This window comes from Sandarakinorhabdus limnophila DSM 17366, from assembly GCF_000420765.1.
GTDB classification, from domain to species: domain Bacteria; phylum Pseudomonadota; class Alphaproteobacteria; order Sphingomonadales; family Sphingomonadaceae; genus Sandarakinorhabdus; species Sandarakinorhabdus limnophila.
In genome coordinates this window covers 56,284-75,561 of sequence record NZ_ATVO01000008.1, presented here as the reverse complement: position 1 = coordinate 75,561, position 19,278 = coordinate 56,284, and the positions used below count along the sequence as shown (strand labels likewise).

At 62.9% G+C, this 19,278-nt stretch carries 17 protein-coding genes; 15 read left to right on the top strand and 2 right to left on the bottom strand.

Annotated features, from left to right (window positions below):
- Window positions 1–115: 115 nt before the first annotated feature.
- The 15 genes from bchF (at window position 116) to G566_RS0110830 (ending at window position 18,465) form a co-directional block, all read left to right on the top strand.
- A complete protein-coding gene (gene bchF, locus G566_RS0110900; protein WP_022680702.1) occupies window positions 116–682 on the top strand; it encodes a 2-vinyl bacteriochlorophyllide hydratase in 567 nt (188 codons plus the stop codon).
- Window positions 679–1,959 (top strand): ferredoxin:protochlorophyllide reductase (ATP-dependent) subunit N, encoded by a 1,281-nt coding sequence (locus G566_RS0110895; protein ID WP_022680701.1) that lies wholly within the window; start codon window positions 679–681, stop codon window positions 1,957–1,959. Before bchF ends, G566_RS0110895 begins: the two co-directional genes overlap by 4 nt.
- 3 nt (window positions 1,960–1,962) lie before the next feature.
- Window positions 1,963–3,549 carry a ferredoxin:protochlorophyllide reductase (ATP-dependent) subunit B gene (gene bchB, locus G566_RS0110890; RefSeq protein WP_022680700.1) on the top strand — a complete coding sequence of 529 codons (1,587 nt, stop codon included), beginning with the start codon at window positions 1,963–1,965 and terminating at the stop codon, window positions 3,547–3,549.
- Entirely contained in the window at window positions 3,539–7,234 is a 3,696-nt protein-coding gene (locus tag G566_RS0110885; protein WP_022680699.1) for a magnesium chelatase subunit H, read from the top strand. The genes bchB and G566_RS0110885 overlap by 11 nt, the downstream gene beginning before the upstream one ends.
- An 11-nt stretch (window positions 7,235–7,245) precedes the next feature.
- Window positions 7,246–8,145, top strand: coding sequence for a ferredoxin:protochlorophyllide reductase (ATP-dependent) iron-sulfur ATP-binding protein (gene bchL / locus G566_RS0110880; protein ID WP_022680698.1), 900 nt, complete (start codon window positions 7,246–7,248; stop codon window positions 8,143–8,145).
- Entirely contained in the window at window positions 8,142–8,852 is a 711-nt protein-coding gene (bchM, locus tag G566_RS0110875) for a magnesium protoporphyrin IX methyltransferase (RefSeq protein WP_022680697.1), read from the top strand. Before bchL ends, bchM begins: the two co-directional genes overlap by 4 nt.
- Before the next feature lie 229 nt (window positions 8,853–9,081).
- Window positions 9,082–9,855 carry a photosynthetic reaction center subunit H gene (puhA, locus tag G566_RS0110870; protein WP_022680696.1) on the top strand — a complete coding sequence of 258 codons (774 nt, stop codon included), beginning with the start codon at window positions 9,082–9,084 and terminating at the stop codon, window positions 9,853–9,855.
- 82 nt (window positions 9,856–9,937) lie between these two features.
- On the top strand, window positions 9,938–10,549 hold the full coding sequence (gene puhB / locus G566_RS0110865) for a photosynthetic complex putative assembly protein PuhB (protein ID WP_022680695.1): 612 nt from the start codon (window positions 9,938–9,940) through the stop codon (window positions 10,547–10,549).
- On the top strand, window positions 10,546–11,103 hold the full coding sequence (gene puhC / locus G566_RS14220; RefSeq protein ID WP_022680694.1) for a photosynthetic complex assembly protein PuhC: 558 nt from the start codon (window positions 10,546–10,548) through the stop codon (window positions 11,101–11,103). Before puhB ends, puhC begins: the two co-directional genes overlap by 4 nt.
- A complete protein-coding gene (locus G566_RS0110855; protein WP_022680693.1) occupies window positions 11,103–11,396 on the top strand; it encodes a hypothetical protein in 294 nt (97 codons plus the stop codon). Before puhC ends, G566_RS0110855 begins: the two co-directional genes overlap by 1 nt.
- Window positions 11,396–12,475: a magnesium-protoporphyrin IX monomethyl ester (oxidative) cyclase gene (gene acsF / locus G566_RS0110850; protein WP_022680692.1), complete on the top strand. Its 1,080-nt coding sequence runs from the start codon at window positions 11,396–11,398 to the stop codon at window positions 12,473–12,475. The genes G566_RS0110855 and acsF overlap by 1 nt, the downstream gene beginning before the upstream one ends.
- Window positions 12,476–12,488: 13 nt before the next feature.
- Window positions 12,489–13,337, top strand: a complete 849-nt coding sequence (puhE, locus tag G566_RS14215; RefSeq protein WP_022680691.1) for a putative photosynthetic complex assembly protein PuhE — start codon at window positions 12,489–12,491, stop codon at window positions 13,335–13,337.
- 20 nt (window positions 13,338–13,357) lie between these two features.
- Complete coding sequence (hemA, locus tag G566_RS0110840; RefSeq protein WP_022680690.1) at window positions 13,358–14,581, top strand: 5-aminolevulinate synthase; 1,224 nt, start codon at window positions 13,358–13,360, stop codon at window positions 14,579–14,581.
- A gap of 206 nt (window positions 14,582–14,787) precedes the next feature.
- Window positions 14,788–17,112, top strand: coding sequence for a TonB-dependent receptor (locus G566_RS0110835; protein WP_022680689.1), 2,325 nt, complete (start codon window positions 14,788–14,790; stop codon window positions 17,110–17,112).
- A gap of 87 nt (window positions 17,113–17,199) precedes the next feature.
- Window positions 17,200–18,465, top strand: a complete 1,266-nt coding sequence (locus G566_RS0110830) for a M24 family metallopeptidase (protein ID WP_022680688.1) — start codon at window positions 17,200–17,202, stop codon at window positions 18,463–18,465.
- Window positions 18,466–18,553: 88 nt separating this feature from the next.
- Here the strand turns inward: G566_RS0110830 and G566_RS15165 are convergent, their stop codons facing one another.
- Together G566_RS15165 and G566_RS0110820 are read right to left on the bottom strand one after the other, a co-directional pair.
- Window positions 18,554–18,724, bottom strand: coding sequence for a PEPxxWA-CTERM sorting domain-containing protein (locus tag G566_RS15165; protein ID WP_022680687.1), 171 nt, complete (start codon window positions 18,722–18,724; stop codon window positions 18,554–18,556).
- Window positions 18,725–18,727: 3 nt separating this feature from the next.
- Window positions 18,728–19,234: a hypothetical protein gene (locus G566_RS0110820; RefSeq protein ID WP_022680686.1), complete on the bottom strand. Its 507-nt coding sequence runs from the start codon at window positions 19,232–19,234 to the stop codon at window positions 18,728–18,730.
- Window positions 19,235–19,278 lie beyond the last annotated feature (44 nt).

The window sequence follows — 19,278 nt, the reverse complement described above, 5'->3', positions numbered from 1 at the left end:
AGTCGTGCCACTGCCGGCCCGTCAACGCAGGCGTGGCGCCAGCGTTACAGTTTCGTCACTTCGCCGCGCGTGCGCAGTTGACAGAAGGGGGCCGGATGATAGGGTTTTTTGCGTAATGTCCGAGGGGTCTGAAGGCTTGTCTGCATCGTTGTCACCGCCTGCGCCGCGGCCGCTGTACACCCCGGAAGAGCGGGTGCGGCGTGACAATTCGAAATGGACGCTGGTGCAGGGCCTGTTGGCGCCGGTGCAATTCCTGATCTTTGGCGTCAGCCTGTATCTGGTGATCGATTATCTCAACACCGGCAGCAACTATGACTGGGCAGTGTGGTCGGTTGTCGTCAAGACGGTCGCGCTCTACACGATCATGATCACCGGCGCCATTTGGGAAAAGGTGGTTTTCGGCCAGTATCTGTTCCACGACAGCTTCTTCTGGGAAGATGTGTTCTCGATGTTGGTGATCGTGCTGCACAGCCTGTATGTGTTCGGCCTGTTTACCGGCATCGCCGATGAAGGCGTGCTGTTTGCCACGGCATTGGCGGCCTATGTCGCCTATGTGATCAACGCCGGGCAGTTCGTGTGGAAATTGCGCCAGGCAAGGCTGTCGGCGCCGGCGGCGCAGCCGGCAGCGGCAACCGAATCGGATGCGGAAATGGTTGAAAATATGGTGGCACAGGCAGCATGAGCAGCGCCAGCCCTGCTTCAGGCTGCGATGCGCCGCCGGTTGGCGTCGATGGCATCCTGCGTGAACGTGGCCAGCGCGAGGTTTTCTGTGGGCTGACCGGCATCATCTGGCTGCACCGCAAGATTCAGGATGCCTTCTTCCTTGTCGTCGGCAGCCGCACCTGCGCGCACCTGCTGCAATCGGCCGCCGGCGTGATGGTGTTCGCCGAACCGCGTTTCGGCACGGCCATCATCGAGGAAAAGGATCTCGCCGGTCTTGCCGACGCAAACGAGGAACTCGATCGCGTCGTCAACCGCCTGCTGGCTCGGCGGCCCGATATCAAGTTGCTGTTCCTGGTTGGCTCCTGCCCGTCCGAAGTGATCAAGCTTGATCTGTCACGCGCGGCGCAGCGGCTGAACGGCCGCTTTTCGCCCAATGTGCGCGTGCTCAACTATTCGGGCAGCGGTATCGAGACCACGTTCACGCAAGGCGAAGACGCCTGCCTGTCCGCGTTGGTGCCTGATCTGGCGTTCAGCGACGAAAAGCAGCTCATGATCGTCGGCAGTCTGCCCGACATCGTGGAAGATCAGCTTACCCGTCTGCTCGGTGATCTTGGCATCAGCAAGGTCGTGTCGCTTCCAGCCCGCAAGGCCGGGCAGATGCCGGGCGTTGGTCCCAATACCAAATATCTGTTGGCGCAGCCGTTTCTGGCCGAAACCGGCACCGCGCTCGACAAGCGCGGGGCGGAGCATCTGCCGGCGCTGTTCCCGTTCGGCGCCGAAGGCACCACGGCCTGGCTGCATGCCGCGGCGCAGGCCTTCGGTGTGCCGGAGGCCCGCTTCGAGCAAGTGATCGCCGGTCCGCGTGAACGCGCCCGCAAGGGGTTGGCGCTCTATCGCGAGAAGCTGGCCGGCAAGCGCATCTTCTTCATGCCTGACAGCCAGTTGGAAGTGCCGCTGGCGCGCTTTCTGGCCGGCGAACTCGGCATGGAATTGGTCGAAGTCGGGACGCCCTATCTGCACAAGGGCCATCTGATCGACGAGTTGGCTGCGCTGCCGCCGGGCACGATGATTTCCGAAGGCCAGGATGTGGATAAGCAGCTTGACCGCGTGCGCGCCGCCCGACCCGATCTGACGGTTTGCGGGCTGGGGTTGGCCAATCCGCTGGAGAAGGAAGGCCTGTCGACGAAGTGGGCGATCGAACTCGTCTTCTCGCCGATCCACGGCTACGAACAGGCCGGTGATCTCGCTGAACTGTTCTCGCGACCACTCCATCGTCGTGATCTGTTGAGGGTCTGACCGATGCAATTGACGGTCTGGACATATGAAGGCCCGCCCCACGTCGGGGCAATGCGCGTCGCCACCGGCATGCGCGATCTGCATTATGTGTTGCATGCGCCGCAGGGCGATACCTATGCCGATCTGCTCTTCACGATGATCGAGCGGCGGGATCATCGCCCGCCCGTCACCTACACCACCTTTCAGGCCCGCGATCTGGGCAAGGACACCGCTGAACTGTTCAAGACGGCGGCGCGCGACGCCTATGATCGGTTCCAGCCGCAGGCGATGATCGTCGGTTCCAGCTGCACGGCTGAACTGATCCAGGATGATCCGCACGGCCTGTCGCTGACGATGGGGCTGCCTTGCCCGGTCATCCCGCTCGAATTGCCCAGCTACAGCCGCAAGGAAAATTGGGGCGCGTCGGAAACCTTCTACCAGATCGTGCGGACGCTGGCGGACAAGGAGCGCAAGCCGCTGCCGGCGGTGGGCGAGAACGGCCCGCGCCGGCCCCGCGCCAACCTGCTGGGCCCCACTGCGCTCGGCTTCCGCCACCGCGATGATGTTGCCGAAATCACCCGCCTGCTCGGCGATCTTGGCATCGACGTGAATCTGGTGGCGCCCATGGGTTCCAGTCCGGCCGACATTGCCGGCATCGGCGAGGCGGATTTCAATATCTGCCTCTATCCCGAAATTGCGGCGCAGGCCTGTTCGTGGTTGGAGCGCACATACCGTCAGAAGACCGTGAAAACCGTGCCGATCGGCCTGCTCGCAACCCGCGAATTCGTCAGCGAAGTGTGCGCCGTGGCGGGGCTGCCCGTGCCCACCGATCTTGATCAAGGTCGCATGGGCTGGTGGTCGCGCTCGATCGATTCGACCTATCTCACCGGCAAGCGCGTCTTCATTTTTGGCGACGGCACCCATGCCGTCGCTGCCGCACGCGTGGCCAGCGAAGAACTGGGTTTCAAGGTTGTCGGCCTCGGTTGTTACAATCGCGAATTTGCCCGTGAAGTGCGCGCTGCGGCCGAGAAATATGGCGTCGAACCGCTGATCAGCGATGACTATCTGGCGGTGGAAGAAGCCATTGAAGCGGCTGCGCCGGAACTGGTGCTCGGCACGCAAATGGAGCGCCACATCGCCAAGCGCCTGCGCCTTCCGTGCGCGGTGATTTCGGCGCCCGTCCATGTTCAGGATTTCCCCGCCCGACACAGCCCGCAGATGGGCTTCGAAGGCGCCAACGTGTTGTTTGATACCTGGGTCCACCCGCTGGTGATGGGGCTGGAGGAGCATCTGCTCACCATGTTCCGCGAGGATTTCGAGTTCTCCGATGCGGCCGGGCCGAGCCACTTGGGCCACGCGTCGGCGCCGGCTGCTCACCCCGCACCGGCTGCCGAACAGGCTGAAGGAGAAGTTGCCACCATCACCGCGCCGGCACCCGCGCCTGCCGAAGAAGGCGGCTGGACACCGGAAGCCCTTGCGGAATTGGGAAAAATCCCGTTCTTTGTGCGCGGCAAGGCCCGCCGCAACACCGAACGCTATGCTGCCGAGCATGGTGTGACCACCATCACCCGCGATACGCTGTACGAGGCAAAATCCCATTATGCGCGCTGATACCCCGCCATCGAAACAGGATCGGCCGGATCATTGCCATGTCGTGATTGTCACGCTCGATAACCATCTGTCAGGCGCGGTCGACCGGGCGCGCGTGCGTTTCCAGAAAATGGGCCTGCCGGTCTCCATCGGTTTCCATGCCGCCGCCGATTGGGACAAGGACGGCAAGCTGGACGCCACGCGCGCCGACATCGCGCGCGCCGATATCGTCATCGTCACCATGCTGTTCCTTGATGAGCAGATCCGCATGATCAAGGACGCGCTCACCGCGCGCCGCGAGGAATGCGACGCGATGGTGTGCCTGATGAGCCAGTCCGACGTCGTGAAGATGACGCGGATGGGCGATTATCGCATGGATGCGCCGCCCAAGGGCCCGCTCGGCTGGCTGAAGAAGCTGCGGGGCTCTTCCAAGGAAGGCGCGCCCAACAGCGGCGCCGCCCAGTTGGCCGTTCTGCGCCGCCTGCCTAAACTGCTGAAGTTCGTGCCCGGCACCGCGCAGGACGTGCGCGCCTATTTCCTCACCCTGCAATACTGGCTGGCCGGCAGCGACGACAACGCCTTCCAGATGATCCAGGCGCTGGTCGATCGCTATGCCGATGGCCCGCGCAAGGGCCTGCGCGGCAAGGCCAAGGTGGAGGCGCCGCAGGAATATCCGGAAGTTGGCGTTTATCACCCCGATCTGCCGCAGCGCATGTCGGAGAAATTGACTGACCTGCCCTGGAAGCAGGATGCGGTTGGTACCGTTGGCGTGCTGATGTTGCGGTCGTACGTGCTCGGCAAGGACAGCAATCATTATGACGGCGTCATCCGCGCGCTGGAATCGCGCGGCCTGAACGTCATTCCGGCGTTTGCGGGTGGTCTTGACCAGCGCCCGGCCATCGAAACGCTGATGATGAAGGACGGCAAGGCGACGGTTGATGCCGTCATCAATCTGACCGGCTTCTCCCTGGTCGGCGGCCCGGCGTACAGCGATGCCAAGGCGGCCGAGGAAATCCTCACCAGGCTGGACCGGCCCTATATTTCGGCGCACCCGGTGGAGTTCCAAACGCTGCAGCAATGGGGCGCAAACCGCCAGGGCCTGCTGCCGCTGGAGGCGACCATCATGATCGCCATTCCGGAACTGGATGGCGGCACCCAGCCGATGGTGTTCGGCGGCCGCAGCGATGCGGGCGGCGACGCCTGCACCGGTTGTTCACGTGCCTGCACCTGGGCGGCGTCGGACGGCGTGCGCGCCATGCAATCCTGCCCGGAACGCGCCGAGGCGATGGCCGACAAGATGCTGAAGCTGGTGCAACTGCGCTGCGCGGCCAACAAGGACCGCAAGCTCGCCGTCGTGCTGTTCAACTTCCCACCCAACGGCGGCGCGGCCGGCACGGCGCAATTCCTTGCGGTGTTCGATTCGTTGCACCGCACGCTCGTTCGGCTGAAGGCCGAAGGCTATGACGTGGAAGTGCCGGAGAATTCGGATGAGGTGCGCCGCCGCGTGATCGAAGGCAATGCCATGCAATATGGCCAGGAAGCCAATGTTCACGCCTTCGTGCCTGCCGATCGCATTGTCGCGACCGAGCCTTATCTGGCCGAGATCGAGCAGGAATGGGGCCCGGCACCGGGCAAGTTCCAGTCTGACGGCAAGAATGTGCTGATCACCGGCGCACAGTTCGGCAACATGTTTGTCGGCATCCAACCGGCCAACGGTTACGAAAGCGACCCGATGCGGCTGCTGTTCGATGGCCGCTTCGCACCGACCCATGCCTTCATGGCCTTCTATCGCTGGATCCGGAATGATTTCGGCGCGCACGCCGTCGTCCATTGGGGCACGCACGGCAGCCTGGAATTCATGCCCGGCAAGCAGACCGGTATGACCATGAGCTGCTGGCCGGAGCGCATCATCCAGGATCTGCCCAACATCTATCTTTATGCCGCCAACAACCCGTCCGAAGGCGTGCTGGCCAAGCGGCGTTCAGGCGCCACTTTGGTGTCATACCTCACCCCGGCGTTGACCAATTCGGGCCTTTACAAAGGGCTTTCGGATATCAAGGCGAGCGTTGACCGCTGGCGCGCGACCGAGCCGGGCAGTTCAGACTTGCCGGGGCTGGAAGAGATCATCCGCGAACAGGCCGAGGCGATGGACCTTGATGGAAGCGATGTGTCCAAGCTGGCCGCCAAGCTGTATGAGATCGAGCAGGAACTGATCCCGCAGGGCCTGCACGTGTTCGGTGACGCCGAGAGCGAAGAGGCCCGCATCGACATGCTGGCCGCCAGCGCCCAGGCGCGCGGCGAGATCATCGACCGCGACACCATCGAGAAATTGATCCACGGCCGCATCGTGCCCAACACGCCAGTATTGCGCGAACTGGCCAATCTCAACGCCGCGTTGTCGGTCAATCACGAGATGAACGGCCTGATCCGGGCGCTCGATGGCCGGTACGTGCCCCCGGTGGCGGGTGGTGACATCCTGCGTGATCCGGAAATCCTGCCGACCGGCCGCAACATCCACGGTTTCGATCCGTTCCGTCTGCCGTCGGCCTATGCCTGCAAGGATGGCACGGCCCAGGCCCAGCGTATCCTTGATCGCGCCCTGGAAGACGCCGGCAAACTGCCGGAAACCGTTGCCATGGTGCTGTGGGGTACCGATAACCTCAAGAGCGAAGGCGCGCAGGTCGCCCAGGCGATGGCGCTGATGGGTGCCAAGCCGCGCTTTGACAGTTACAACCGCCTTGCTGGTGCCGAACTCATTCCACTTGAGCAACTCGGCCGTCCGCGGGTGGACGTGCTGGTGACTCTGTCGGGCGTGTTCCGCGATCTCTTGCCGCTGCAGACCAAGATGCTCGCCGAAGCCGCGCTGCTGGCATCCGAAGCCGAAGAGCCGCTGGAACTGAACTTCATTCGCAAGCACAGCCTTTCTTATCTGGAAGAACATGGCTGTGACATGGCCACCGCCAGTTTGCGCGTCTATTCCAACGCCGAAGGCAGCTATGGTGCCAACGTCAACCTGTTGATCGACAGCGGCGGCTGGAGTGATCCCAACGAATTGGCCGACACCTACGAGAAGCAGAAGGGCTATGCCTACGGCGTCGACGGCAAGCCCAAGCGTCAGCCCGGCCTGCTCGCCAGTGCACTGAAGACGGTCGATTGCGCCTACCAGAACCTGGAATCGGTTGAGCTGGGGATCACCACGATCGACCAGTACGTCGACACGCTGGGTGGGATCAGCCGCGCCATCACCCGGGCCAAGGGCGGCGAATCGGCGCCGGTCTATATCGGTGACCAGACGCAAGGATCTGGCAAGGTGCGCTCTCTGCAGGAACAGGTTGCGCTTGAAACCCGCACCCGTACCCTCAATCCTGTGTGGATCGAGGCGCAGCTGAAGTACGGCTATGAAGGTGTGCGCCAGGTTGAAGCGGCGGTGACCACCACTACTGGTTGGTCGGCGACCACCGGTCAGGTCGACTCCTGGGTGTATCAGCGCATCAGCGAGACCTATGTGCTTGATGAAACCATGCGCCAGCGCATTGCCGAGATGAACCCGCGCGCTGCGGCCAAGATCGCCAACCGGCTGATCGAAGCGGCGGACCGCAATTTCTGGCAGCCGGATGCCGAGACAATGGCCGCCCTTCAGGCCGCCACCGACGCGATTGAAGACCAACTCGAAGGCGTAGCCCCCGCCGGTTCCCTGGCGGCGTAAGGAGAAGCGCAATGACGCTCATCATCGACAAGACCCGCAAACTGGGCCCCGGCGACGGCGAAGGCAGCGTGCAGGTCGCGCTTGATCCGAGCCAGAAGATCGAGGGCGCCAAGGTGTTCGCCGTTTACGGCAAGGGCGGCATCGGCAAGTCCACCACCTCGTCCAACCTGTCGGCGGCCTTCTCGCTGCTCGGCCAGCGCGTGCTGCAGATCGGTTGCGATCCCAAGCACGACAGCACCTTCACGCTGACCAAAAAACTGATGCCGACGGTGATCGACGTGCTGGAACAGCATGAGTTCCACCACGAGGAACTGCGGCCCGAGGATTATATGTTCGAAGGCTTCAACGGCGTGATGTGCGTCGAAGCCGGCGGGCCGCCGGCGGGCACCGGCTGCGGCGGATATGTCGTTGGCCAGACGGTGAAATTGTTGAAGCAGCACCATCTGCTGGAAGACACCGATGTGGTGATCTTCGACGTGCTGGGCGACGTGGTGTGCGGCGGCTTTGCAGCGCCCTTGCAACACGCCGAACGCGCCATCGTCGTGACCGCCAATGATTTCGACAGCATCTTCGCGATGAACCGGATCATGGCCGCCATCCAGGCCAAATCGAAGAATTATGAAGTGCGGCTGGCTGGCTGCATCGCCAATCGTTCGGCCAACACCGACGAGATCGACCGGTTCAGCGCAGCCACCGGGATTGATCGGCTGGCGCAATTCCCCGATCTGGATGCCATCCGCCGCAGCCGGCTGAAAAAATGCACCATCTTCGAAATGGACGAGTCGCCGGAAATCCTGGCCGTGCAGAATGAATACAAGCGCCTTGCTGCGCTGCTCTGGGCCGGCGTGGAGCCGTGCAAGGCCGTGCCGATGAAGGATCGCGAAATCTTTGACTTCCTGGGGTTTGAATGAACGCCCACACGCCGAAGCAGGCTGCCGGCTGGGACGCCAAGCGCGCCAGGCTGGAAACCTATTTCGACCGTACGGCGCTGGATGCCTGGGCGGCGATGACCAGCGATGCGCCGGTGTCGAAAATCCGGGCCACGGTGCGGGCCGGCCGGCAGGAAATGCGTGACACGCTGCTGAGCTGGCTGCCGCAGGACTTGAGCGGTCGCCGTATCCTTGATGCTGGCTGCGGCACCGGCATGCTGGCCATCGAGGTTGCAAGAAGGGGTGGCGACGTGGTGGGCATCGACGTTTCGCCGCAGTTGATCGAAATCGCCAAGGAGCGGCTGCCCGAAGATGTGAAGGACAAGATTTCGTTGCACGCCGGCGACATGCTCGACGCGGGCTTTGGCGATTTTGATCACATCGTCTCGATGGACGTGCTGATCCATTATGAAAGCGATCAGATCGCCGCTGCCACTGCCAAGCTGGCTGAACGCACCCGCCATTCGATGCTGTTCACCTTCGCGCCCGGCACGCCGCTGCTGCGCACGGCGCGGGCCATCGGCCAGTTCTTTCCCAAGAGCGACCGCTCGCCCAGTATCATCCCGGTGGCCCATGATCTGTTGAAGGCCCGGCTTTCGCGCAGTGTGCCGCAGGCCAAGCTGGGCCGCGATCAGCGCATCAGCCGGGGTTTTTACACCAGCCACGCCCAGGAGGTGCTGCTGGGATGAGCGACCTGGGCAAGAGCAGGGCGAAACTTCCTGCCTGGACAACGGCAAATCATTTCATTGCTGTTAGCTTCTGCTCTACCCACGGCCGTGGCCGGCATGCTATGACACTCTTTCGGGAGTCATTTTCCAACCCGCAGGCGCGGCGGGGTTCGGTTTTCTTGTTTCGCGCCAGTTCGCCGCAGATGGGGCATCTTGTGACGAACAGCATCTTTGAGGGGAGACGCCTCGCATGACGAATGTGCATCTGGTTGGTGGCCTGGATATCGCAGAGCTCACCTTTTTCGCCTTCTTCCTGTTTTTCCTTGGGCTCGTTTGGTATCTGCGTGGCGAAGACCGCCGCGAAGGCTATCCGGTCGAGGATGATCTGACCGGCGCAGCCCATGGCGGCACCGAACCGCTGTTCTTCAAGCCGCCGAAAAGCTTTACGCTGCCGCACGGCCTGGGTGTGGTGACCACGCCGACAGCCAACGATCGCGACGAACTGCCGAGCAATGTGCTGCCGCGGGTTTGGCCAGGTGAACCGCTCGACGTGACCGGGGACAAGCTCACCTCCGGTCTTGGCCCGGCCTCGATCGCCCAGCGCGCCGATCGCCCCGATCTCGACATGCATGGCGAGCCGCGCATCGTGCCGCTGCGCATGATCAAGCACCCGGTCGACGTGCACGCCAACGACGTCGATCCGCGTGGCCTGCCGGTTTATGGCCTCGATTCCGGCAAGGCCGGCACGGTCAAGGAACTGTGGATGGACCGCGCCGAATCCTGCCTGCGCTATCTGGAAGTGGATCTGGCTGGCGGCGCCGGCACTGTGCTGATGCCGATCACCATGGCCCGCGTGTCACGCGGCGGTGTCGTGACCGATGCCATCACTGGCCAGCAGATTGCCGGCGTGCCGCGCACCAAGTCGGCCGATCAGGTTACCCTGCTCGAAGAAGAAAAGATCCAAGCCTATTATGGCGCTGGCTATCTGTGGGCGACCCCCGATCGGGCCGAACCGCTGATCTGATCCGGTTCCCGGCAGAACCAGCGGTAAGGCTGGGGGGCTGGGCCGGCACTGGAGCGGAAAGACGGAGCTTTTTTTCGTGTCGATGGAATATGAGAACGAGCCAATCCCGGGTCTGCCCGGGCGGCTGCCGCCAGGGGAAACGATCCTGTGGCAGGGCACGCCTGATTGGCGCGGTGTGGCGCGTGGCGTTTTCCACACGCGCCTCGTTGCCGTCTGGTTCGTGATTGTTGCCAGCCTGGCCTTCGTGGCCGGCGGCACCGGTGTGGTGGGCGCGGCCACCACCTTGGCAGTTGCCTTGCTTGGCCTGGGCGTGCTGGCGGTGCTGGCAAGGGCGCAGGCGAAATCCACCATCTACACGCTCACCAACAAGCGCGTGGTGCTCCGCTTTGGCGTGGCGCTGCCGAAATGCGTGAACGTGCCGCTGTCACTGGTCGGCAAAGCCGATGTCAAGCCGGCCGGCACCGGCATGGTGGATGTCTCGCTCACGCCCACGGTGCGGTTCCCGTTGGCCTATCTGCAGATGTGGCCGCACGTGCGGCCGTGGAAATTCGGTTCGCCGCAGCCGATGTTGCGATCCGTCCCGGAAAACTTCGTGCCACAGCTCGCCGATGCGCTGGCCAAGGCCGATCCGGACCGCGTTGCGGCAAACACGGATGCTGTGCCGGCCCCCGCCATGGTAGGGGCAGCAGCATGAGTGGTGAATTCACCAACGAACGCTTCCCCAAATCGGCGCTCTATGCCGCCGGTGCCTTGATTGCCATTTCGATCGTTACGGTGGGCAGCATCCGGCTGGGTGTGCTGCCGGCCCCAGAAACCGCGCCGCAATCGCGGGAACGGCGGCAAGTGGCGGTGCAGGTCGCCCGCGAGTTCCGTTTCGAAGACCGCGCTGATGGCGCGTTGCTGGTCACCGATGTGGCGGCCGGCAGATTGGTGTTCATCTTCCCGCCGGGCAGCAACACCGGTTTCATTCGCGGCGTCATGCGCGGCATGATGCGCGAACGCCGCCTGAAGCAGGTTGATCGCGCCGGATCGGTGACCGTGGCGCAATGGGCCGATGGCGCCCTGACGCTAACCGACACCTCCACCGGGCGCATCCTTGAACTGGGAAGTTTTGGTAGCACCAACCGCGCCGCCTTCGCGCAATTGCTTGTCCCCTATCAGCCTGGTGGCAGCGGCGCGCCGGATCAGCCGATCATTCCGAAAGCACCGGTGCAATCGTCGATGCCGTTTCTGGCGGGAGGTGCCTGATGGGCCTGTTCACCCGCGATCGTCTTGATACCCAGTGCACGATCGAGATCGAGCACACGTTCGACAACCTGCACGCGCATGTCGAACTGGATGGTGATATCGAACTGGGCCCGGGTGATCAGGTGAAGGTGCACGGTGCCGCGGTGAAGCTGCCATTTGGTGAGCGCCTCACCCTGCGCCGCCCGGTAACGGTGTGGAAAGCCACCCCCTTTGGCCGGCTGTGGACCAGGATGAAGGCCCAGTTGGAATTGACCGAACTCTACGAAATCACCTTCAGCTCGGAGAAGTCGTGATGAACGCAATCACCCCCATCAAGGCCGGCGGTGAAATCACCAAGGACGATGCGCTGGCGATTGCACGCCAGGATACCGTGCTGAGCCCGCGTTTTTACACCACCGATTATGACGCGATGGAAAAGATCGACGTATCGGGTGTGCGCGCCGAGTGGGACAGCCTGATCGACGAGATGAACGCCGATCCCAACAAGAAGCATTTCAAGCGCACGCCGGAATTTGATGGCGTGATCGCCGCAATGGACCCGGAACTGAAGCCGGAGTTCATTGATTTCCTGGTCTCGTCGATGACGTCGGAATTTTCCGGCTGCATCCTGTACGCCGAGATCACCAAGCGCATGAAGAACCCGGATGCCAAGGCGCTGTTCAAGCTGATGGCTCGTGACGAAAGCCGCCACGCGGGTTTCATCAACGACAGCCTGAAGGACGCCGGTATCGGTATCGATCTCGGGTTCCTGACCAAGACCAAGAAATATACCTATTTCCGGCCGAAGTTCATCTTCTACGCCACCTATCTGTCTGAAAAGATTGGCTACGCCCGGTACATCACCATCCACCGCCACTTGGAGGCCCATCCGGAAAAGCGCTTCCACCCGATCTTCAAGTGGTTCCAGGAATGGTGCAACGACGAGTATCGCCACGGTGAGGCCTTTGCGCTGCTAATGCGGTCCGATCCCAAGCTCACCTCTGGTCTCAACGTGCTGTGGATCCGCTTCTTCCTGAACGCGGTCTATGCCACCATGTATGTACGCGATCACAAGCGGCCGGCGCTGTACAACGCCTTCGGCATCAATCCGACAGACTTCGGCTTCAAGGTCTTTCGTATCACCACTGACATTACCCGCCAGGTTTTCCCGATCGGCGTGCAGAGCGATGCACCGACCTATCGCGCCCTGCTGGAATCCATGCGCGAGACCAGCGACGCTATTGACGCCGCCGTTGCGCAGGGTGGCCTGATGGGCAGCATCAAGCGCGTCGGCCTGTCGCTGAAGGCAGCTGCCACCTTCGCCCGCCTCTATCTCCACCCGGTGGACAAGATGGCGGTCACCCCCAACGTGCGCATGGCGCCGGTCTGGTAAGCGCGGGCGGGTCGTGACCGAGTTTGCACTGCCTCTGCTGTTTGCGACCGTGCTGTGGTTCGTGGCCACCGGCTTCGTGCTGTGGCTGGATAAGCTGCCCAGCCACACCTGGCCGGTAAGTATCACGCTGGCTTCGGTCGCGTCGGGCTTTGCCATGGGCGGCATCATTGCCACGGCCGAGGAGACCAGCGCCTGGGCGGCCTATGTCGCCTTTGCCTGTGCGCTGGTGTTGTGGGGCTGGCACGAATTGTCGTTCCTGATGGGCTTTGTCACTGGACCTAACCGCAATCCCTGCCCACCCGATGCGCGCGGCTGGCGGCGCTTCCGGCTGGCGGCCAGCACTCTCATCTATCATGAAGTGGCAATGTTCGTGTGTCTGCTGGTGATGGCGGCGGCCACCTGGGGCAAGCCGAACCAGACTGCGACGCTCACCTTCCTGCTGCTGTTCGTCATGCGGCTTTCGGCCAAGTTCAATATTTTCGCCGGTGTGCCCCATCTGTCGACCGAGATGATGCCGGATCACATGCGCTATCTGGCCAGCTATTTCCGCATCGCGCCGCCGCGCTGGTTCTTCATCCTGTCGGTGTCGGGCATTGCCGTGCTGGCGGCGTGGCTGGCCGATCTGGCGCTCAGCAGCCGCGGCGGTATTGCCACTGGCTATGCGCTGGCCTTTGCCCTAGTGGCGCTGGCCTTCCTTGAACATGGGTTCCTGGTGGTGCCGTGGCAGGACACGGCAATCTTCCGCTGGGCGATGCCCGAACAGGCGAGACAGCGCCTGCAGAAATCGGCTAACGAAACTGTCACAATGTCGGCCCAAACCGACACGAATCCGCTTGCGGTGCGACAAAACGCCGTGCAATGAACGGCGCCGGGAGAAGATGAATGGACTTTGAAGCTCACTTCCAGGCGGCGCTGGACGGCTTGAAAGAACGCGGCAATTACCGCGTGTTTGCCGAATTGCAGCGGCACCAGGGTGATTACCCGCATGCCACCCGTTATCTGGAGGACGGCCGCACCCAGGATGTGACGGTGTGGTGCTCAAACGATTATCTCGGCATGGGCCAGCACCCGGATGTGCTTGCCGCTATGCATGAAGAACTGGACCGGTCGGGCGCCGGCGCTGGCGGCACCCGCAACATCTCAGGCACCATGCACGTGCACCGCCAGCTCGAACTGGAATTGGCGGATCTGCACGGCAAGGAAGATGCGCTGCTGTTCACATCGGGTTATGTCTCGAACTGGGCTGCGCTGTCCACGCTGGCCTCCAAGATCCCCGGCTGCGTTGTCTTCTCCGACGCGCTGAACCATGCCTCCATGATCGAAGGCATCCGCCACAGCCGCGCCAAGTGCCATGTGTTCAAGCACAATGACGCGGAAGATCTGGACCGGCTGCTGAGCCAGTATGGTCCGGACGTGCCCAAGCTGGTGGCGTTTGAAAGTGTCTATTCGATGGATGGCGACATCGCGCCCATCAAGGAAATCTGCGACGTGGCCAAGAAGCATGGCGCTATGACCTATATCGACGAAGTCCATGCCGTTGGCATGTATGGCCCGCGCGGCGGCGGCGTTGCCGAACGCGAAGGCCTGATGGACGAACTGACCGTGATCGAAGGCACGCTGGCCAAGGCCTATGGTGTCGTTGGTGGCTATATCGCGGCGTCCAAGGCGCTGTGCGATTTCGTGCGCAGCTTCGCCTCCGGTTTCATCTTCACCACGGCGCTGCCCCCGTCGATTGCCGCCGGTGCGCTGGCTTCGGTCAAGCACCTCAAGGAAAGCCCGTTCGAGCGCAAGCGTCAGCAGGAGCGCGTGGCCAAGGTGCGTGCCGCCTTGCGTGCCACCGGCATTCCGCAGCTCGACAATCCCAGCCACATCATCCCGGTGATGGTGGGCGACGCCAAGAAGGCCAAGATGATCAGCGACTGGCTGATGGAACATCACGGCATCTATGTGCAGCCGATCAATTATCCGACCGTCCCCGTTGGCACGGAACGTCTGCGCATCACGCCCAGCCCTGTGCATAGCGATGACGACATCGAGCAGCTGGTGAAGGCGCTTTCCGATATCTGGGGCCAGTGCGCCCTGCACCGGGTTGAAGCAGCCGCCTGAGGCGCCGCAGTCCGCAAGGATGACAAGGGCCCGGCAGCCAAACTGCCGGGCCCTTTGCTTTCAGGCATGGCTTTCGCCCTGTTGCCTGGCGGACACGTCACCAATCTGCCATCTGACTGCAACCGTGCCGCCACCCAATTGGCATCGCGGCGCAACATTCACCTGTCACGGGCTGCCCGGCAACCAACAACCGGGAAACCCAGATCATGCGCCGTTCGCTCCACCGTTTCGCCCTTCTCGCCAGCGCCGCCCTCGCCGGGCCGGTGTTTGCCCAACCCGTCATTGTCACCGCCGCTGCCGAGGCTGCTGAGGCCGCCGGTGCTGATGCCGTGGTCGAAGATGCCGAGATCGTCGTGTACGGCAAGGGTGAAGTGCGTCAGGTCACCGAGATCAAGGCCGATGACATCAAGCTGACCGTTCCGGGCGGCAGCCCGTTTGTCGCCATCCAGAAGCTGCCGGGCGTCAATTTCCAGTCGGCCGATCCGTTCGGCGTCTATGAATGGTCGACCCGCATCACGCTGCGCGGTTTTAACCAGAACCAGCTCGGCTTCACGCTGGATGGCGTGCCGCTGGGCGACATGAGCTATGGCAACACCAACGGCCTTCACATCAGCCGCGCCATCATCGCCGACAATATCGGCACCACCCGCGTCAGCCAGGGCGCCGGCGCGCTCGGCACCGCCTCCACCTCCAACCTGGGCGGCACCATCGAATTCTTCAGCCGCGCGCCGCAGCAGGAACTGGGCATTGCCGGCAACGCGACCTATGGCGACAGCAACACGTTCCGCGTTTATGGCACGCTCGACACCGGTGATCTCGGCGGCGTGTCGGCCTACATCAGCGGCGCGCACATCAGTGCCGACAAGTGGAAGGGCTTTGGTCCGCAGCGCTCGACCCAGATCAACGCCAAGATCGCAACCGATGCGACCGCCTCGACCCGCTTCAGCGCCTTCCTGAACTTCAGCGACCGCAAGGAAAGCGATTACCAGGATTTCAACCAGGAAATGCTGGGTCGTCTCGGTCCGTTCTTTGACAATATCGCCAATGATTGGCCGACCGCCGTGCGCATCGCCTTTGTTGGTGCCAACCGCCGCGACACCGGCGTGGTGGTCGCGCCCAACAGTTTCGGCACCACCTATCCGGCGCCGATCCGATTTGTCGATGATACCTATTATGATGCTGCCGGCCTGCGCCGCGATTGGCTGGCCGGTGGCCGCGTCGAACATGATTTCACCGACAAGGTGAAGGGCGGCATCCAGGCCTATTACCACAGCAACAAGGGCCAGGGTTCGTGGATCACGCCGTATCGCGCCAGCCCGGGTGGCCTGCCGCTCAGCTTTCGGACCACCGAATATGAAATCGCGCGCATCGGCGTGATCGGCGATCTGACGGCCGAGTTCGGCAGCAACACGCTGCGCCTGAATGTCTGGTACGAAAACAACGATTTCGAACAGGCCCGCCGCTTCTACGACATGGGCACCAGCCAGACCGTGCCGCTGACCAGCGCCCTGACGTATCAATCGAACCCGTTCTTCACGCAGTGGAACAACGATTACAACACCCGCACCTTCCAGTTCGCGGTTCAAGATCAGTGGGAAGTGACCGAGGATTTCACCGTCACCGCCGGTTTCAAGGGCCAGAGCGTGAAGCTGCGCGCCGAAGCCATCAATCCGGTGCCAGGCCCGCTGGCGCTGGGCCGCATCAAGGCAGAGGATCTGTTCCTTCCGCAGGTCGGCCTGCTCTACAAATTGGGCGGCGGCAACGAACTGTTCGCCAGCTTCACCCAGAACCAGCGCGCCTTCACCGCGGCGGCCACCACCGGGCCGTTTGCCACCTCTGCAGCCGGCTTTGGTGTGATCTCCAGCCAGTTGCGCCCGGAAAAGACCAACACCTTCGAAGGCGGCTTCCGCTTTGGCGAAGGCAAGGTGAACGGCGTGATCGCCGCTTACCTGGTCAATTTCTCCAACCGGCTGCTCTCCATCCCGCAGGGTCCGGGCATTGTCGGCAACGCGTCCTTGCTGTCCAACGTCGGCGATGTGCGCTCGCTGGGTGTGGAAATCGGCCTGCAATGGCAGCCGGTGAAGGCGTTCACCGTCACAGCGAGCTATGCCTACAACGAAAACACCTACCGCGATGACGTTCGCAATGCCGCCGGCGCCGTGGTGCAGGCAATTCGCGGCAAGACTGTGGTCGACAGCCCGCGCAGCATCGCCAACCTGGAACTGGCCTATGACGATGGCGCCTTTTACGGTCGCGCCAATGCCAACGCCATGTCGGGCCGGTTCTTCACCTTCTCCAACGATCGCGAAGTCTCCGGCCGCGTCGTGGTCGATGGCAAGCTCGGTTATCGCTTCACCAGCGACAATCGCTGGCTGAACAATCTGGCGATCGAAGGCACGGTCACCAACTTGTTCGATCGCCGTTATGTCGCCACCATCGGTTCCAACGGCTTCGGCTTCTCTGGCGACAACCAGACGCTGCTGCCGGCCGCGCCGCGCCAGTTTTTCGTGACGCTCCGCAAGGATTTCTGATCCGTCAGGATTTCTGAAAAGTGGGGGCGTCGCCGGCCTGGCGGCGCCCCCTCTTGCTTTTATGACTCAAGCTGCGAGGTTTGGGTGATGATCGATCTTCGCCCGAACCGCCGCCGCTTCGCTGCCACCGCCCTTGGTCTTGCCGGGTTGGCTGCCCTGCCGGGACCTTTGCGCGCTGCCGCCGTCGACACCAGCGGGCTCACGCCAATCACAAGCGGCCTCAAGCCGATCGACGCGGCCGAACGCGCCGCTCGCATCGCCCGGGCGCAGGCGTTGATGGCCAAGGCGGGCATGGCGGCGATCGTCGTTGAGCCCGGATCGAGCCTGGACTATTTCACCGGCATCAAGTGGTGGCGCAGCGAGCGGGTGACAGCGGCCATCATCCCGGCCAGCGGCCAGCCAGTGATCGTTACGCCCTTTTTCGAAGAGCCCTCGATCCGCCAGAGTCTGGGCGTTCCGGCCGATGTGCGCGTGTGGCAGGAGGACGAGGACCCTCTGGCACTTGTCGCCGAAGCGTTGCGCCAGGCCGGCGGCGCCACGTCCGCCATCGGCATCGAGGAGACGGTGCGCTTCTTTATCAGTGATGGCCTTGCGCGGCGTCTGCCGCAGGCGCGGATCGCGTCGGCCAACCCGGTGGTGCGCGCCTGCCGCATGGTGAAGACCGCGACCGAAATCGCATTGATGCAGGCGGCCAGTGACGTGACGCTGACGGCCCAGCGTTGGGCCTGGCAGCGCATCCGCGCCGGTATGACCCCGGGTGACATCGCCGCGTTGATCGATGCCGCAACTGCGGCGTTGGGCGGCAAGGCGAGCGACGGGCTGGTACTGCTGGGCGAGGCGTCGGCCTATCCGCACGGCTCGGCCAAGCCGCAGGCCGTGCGCGAGGGCGAGGTGGTGCTGATCGATTGCGGCTGCAGCGTCGGCGGCTATGCCTCTGACATCTCGCGCAGCTTCGTGTTCGGCCGCGTGCCCGACGACGTGCGACGGGTGTGGGATGTCGTGGCGGAAGGCCAGCAACGTGCGCTAGCTGCCGCTCAGTTGGGCACGCCGGCGGGAGCCGTGGACGACGCCGTGCGCGCCTTCTATGAATCGAAAGGCTTCGGGCCGCGTTACCAGTTGCCCGGCCTGTCGCATCGCACCGGACATGGCATCGGCATGGACGGGCATGAACCGGTAAACCTGGTGCATAACGAGGCAACGCCGCTGGCACCGGGCATGTGCTTTTCCAACGAGCCGGGCCTCTATCTGCCCGGTCGGTTCGGCATCCGGCTGGAAGATTGTTTCCACATGACCGAAACCGGGCCGCAGTGGTTCACACCGCCATCGCGCAGTCTGGATGCGCCATTCGGCTGAGCTGTGGTTCTGCGTGCCCTGGCAAACAGAAACCCCGCAGGCCATTTAGCGTTGCGGGGTTTCTTTTGTCAGCCAGCGGCGTGAAGAATCAAGCGGAAACCACCGTGGCGCGATGCGAACGGCGGCGCATCAGGCCGATCAGGCCAAAGCCGGCCAGCAGCATCGCCCAACTCTCCGGTTCCGGCACCGAGCCCACATAAACGCGGTCGATCACGATGTCTTTCGACGGATTGAGGTTGGTGTCGAACTGGAAGTTCACCGTTTACAGGCCAGCGGTCTGGATCGTAGTCTGGCCGGTGAAGGCCTGCCATGTGCGCACTGGGCCAGTCGACACCAGATAATTGGCGACCGTGGTGCCCAAAATGGTGGCCTGGAAGCGGGCATCGCCGGCGTTGTTGTAGCCATTCTGCGGCGCGAAGGCCGAGAAGCCGAATTCATAACGGCCCGGCGTCAGGAAGATGGTTTGCGATAGCGACTGGGCACGCGCCAGATCGGTGACGAAATAGGCGGCGCGCTGGCCAACGGCGTCCGGGCTGTTCGAAGCGCTATTGTCGGGCGGAACAGATTCGCCGAAGGCACCAATCGGATAGGCCGATGCGCTGTTGTAGAAGATGGCGACTGGCGGGAAATTCTGGCCGTCGCTGCCACCGATTGTCCAGTTGGCGAGACCGTTCTCGAAACTGCCGTTGCTCACCAGATTGGTGATCGCCAGCGCCGGCGATGCCGCCAGCAGTGTGGCGCTCACGGCCAAACCCAAAATCTTACTCATGCTACATACCCCCGACTCAACACTGCGAAGAATTTAACTTAATA

What these genes read in the sequence shown, in the direction of transcription:
- bchF (WP_022680702.1), top strand. Translation starts at nt 116, where the DNA reads ATGTCCGAGGGGTCTGAAGGCTTGTCTGCATCGTTGTCACCGCCTGCG.
- G566_RS0110895 (WP_022680701.1), top strand. Translation starts at nt 679, where the DNA reads ATGAGCAGCGCCAGCCCTGCTTCAGGCTGCGATGCGCCGCCGGTTGGC.
- bchB (WP_022680700.1), top strand. Translation starts at nt 1,963, where the DNA reads ATGCAATTGACGGTCTGGACATATGAAGGCCCGCCCCACGTCGGGGCA.
- G566_RS0110885 (WP_022680699.1), top strand. Translation starts at nt 3,539, where the DNA reads ATGCGCGCTGATACCCCGCCATCGAAACAGGATCGGCCGGATCATTGC.
- bchL (WP_022680698.1), top strand. Translation starts at nt 7,246, where the DNA reads ATGACGCTCATCATCGACAAGACCCGCAAACTGGGCCCCGGCGACGGC.
- bchM (WP_022680697.1), top strand. Translation starts at nt 8,142, where the DNA reads ATGAACGCCCACACGCCGAAGCAGGCTGCCGGCTGGGACGCCAAGCGC.
- puhA (WP_022680696.1), top strand. Translation starts at nt 9,082, where the DNA reads ATGACGAATGTGCATCTGGTTGGTGGCCTGGATATCGCAGAGCTCACC.
- puhB (WP_022680695.1), top strand. Translation starts at nt 9,938, where the DNA reads ATGGAATATGAGAACGAGCCAATCCCGGGTCTGCCCGGGCGGCTGCCG.
- puhC (WP_022680694.1), top strand. Translation starts at nt 10,546, where the DNA reads ATGAGTGGTGAATTCACCAACGAACGCTTCCCCAAATCGGCGCTCTAT.
- G566_RS0110855 (WP_022680693.1), top strand. Translation starts at nt 11,103, where the DNA reads ATGGGCCTGTTCACCCGCGATCGTCTTGATACCCAGTGCACGATCGAG.
- acsF (WP_022680692.1), top strand. Translation starts at nt 11,396, where the DNA reads ATGAACGCAATCACCCCCATCAAGGCCGGCGGTGAAATCACCAAGGAC.
- hemA (WP_022680690.1), top strand. Translation starts at nt 13,358, where the DNA reads ATGGACTTTGAAGCTCACTTCCAGGCGGCGCTGGACGGCTTGAAAGAA.
- G566_RS0110835 (WP_022680689.1), top strand. Translation starts at nt 14,788, where the DNA reads ATGCGCCGTTCGCTCCACCGTTTCGCCCTTCTCGCCAGCGCCGCCCTC.
- G566_RS0110830 (WP_022680688.1), top strand. Translation starts at nt 17,200, where the DNA reads ATGATCGATCTTCGCCCGAACCGCCGCCGCTTCGCTGCCACCGCCCTT.
- G566_RS0110820 (WP_022680686.1), bottom strand. Translation starts at nt 19,234, where the DNA reads ATGAGTAAGATTTTGGGTTTGGCCGTGAGCGCCACACTGCTGGCGGCA.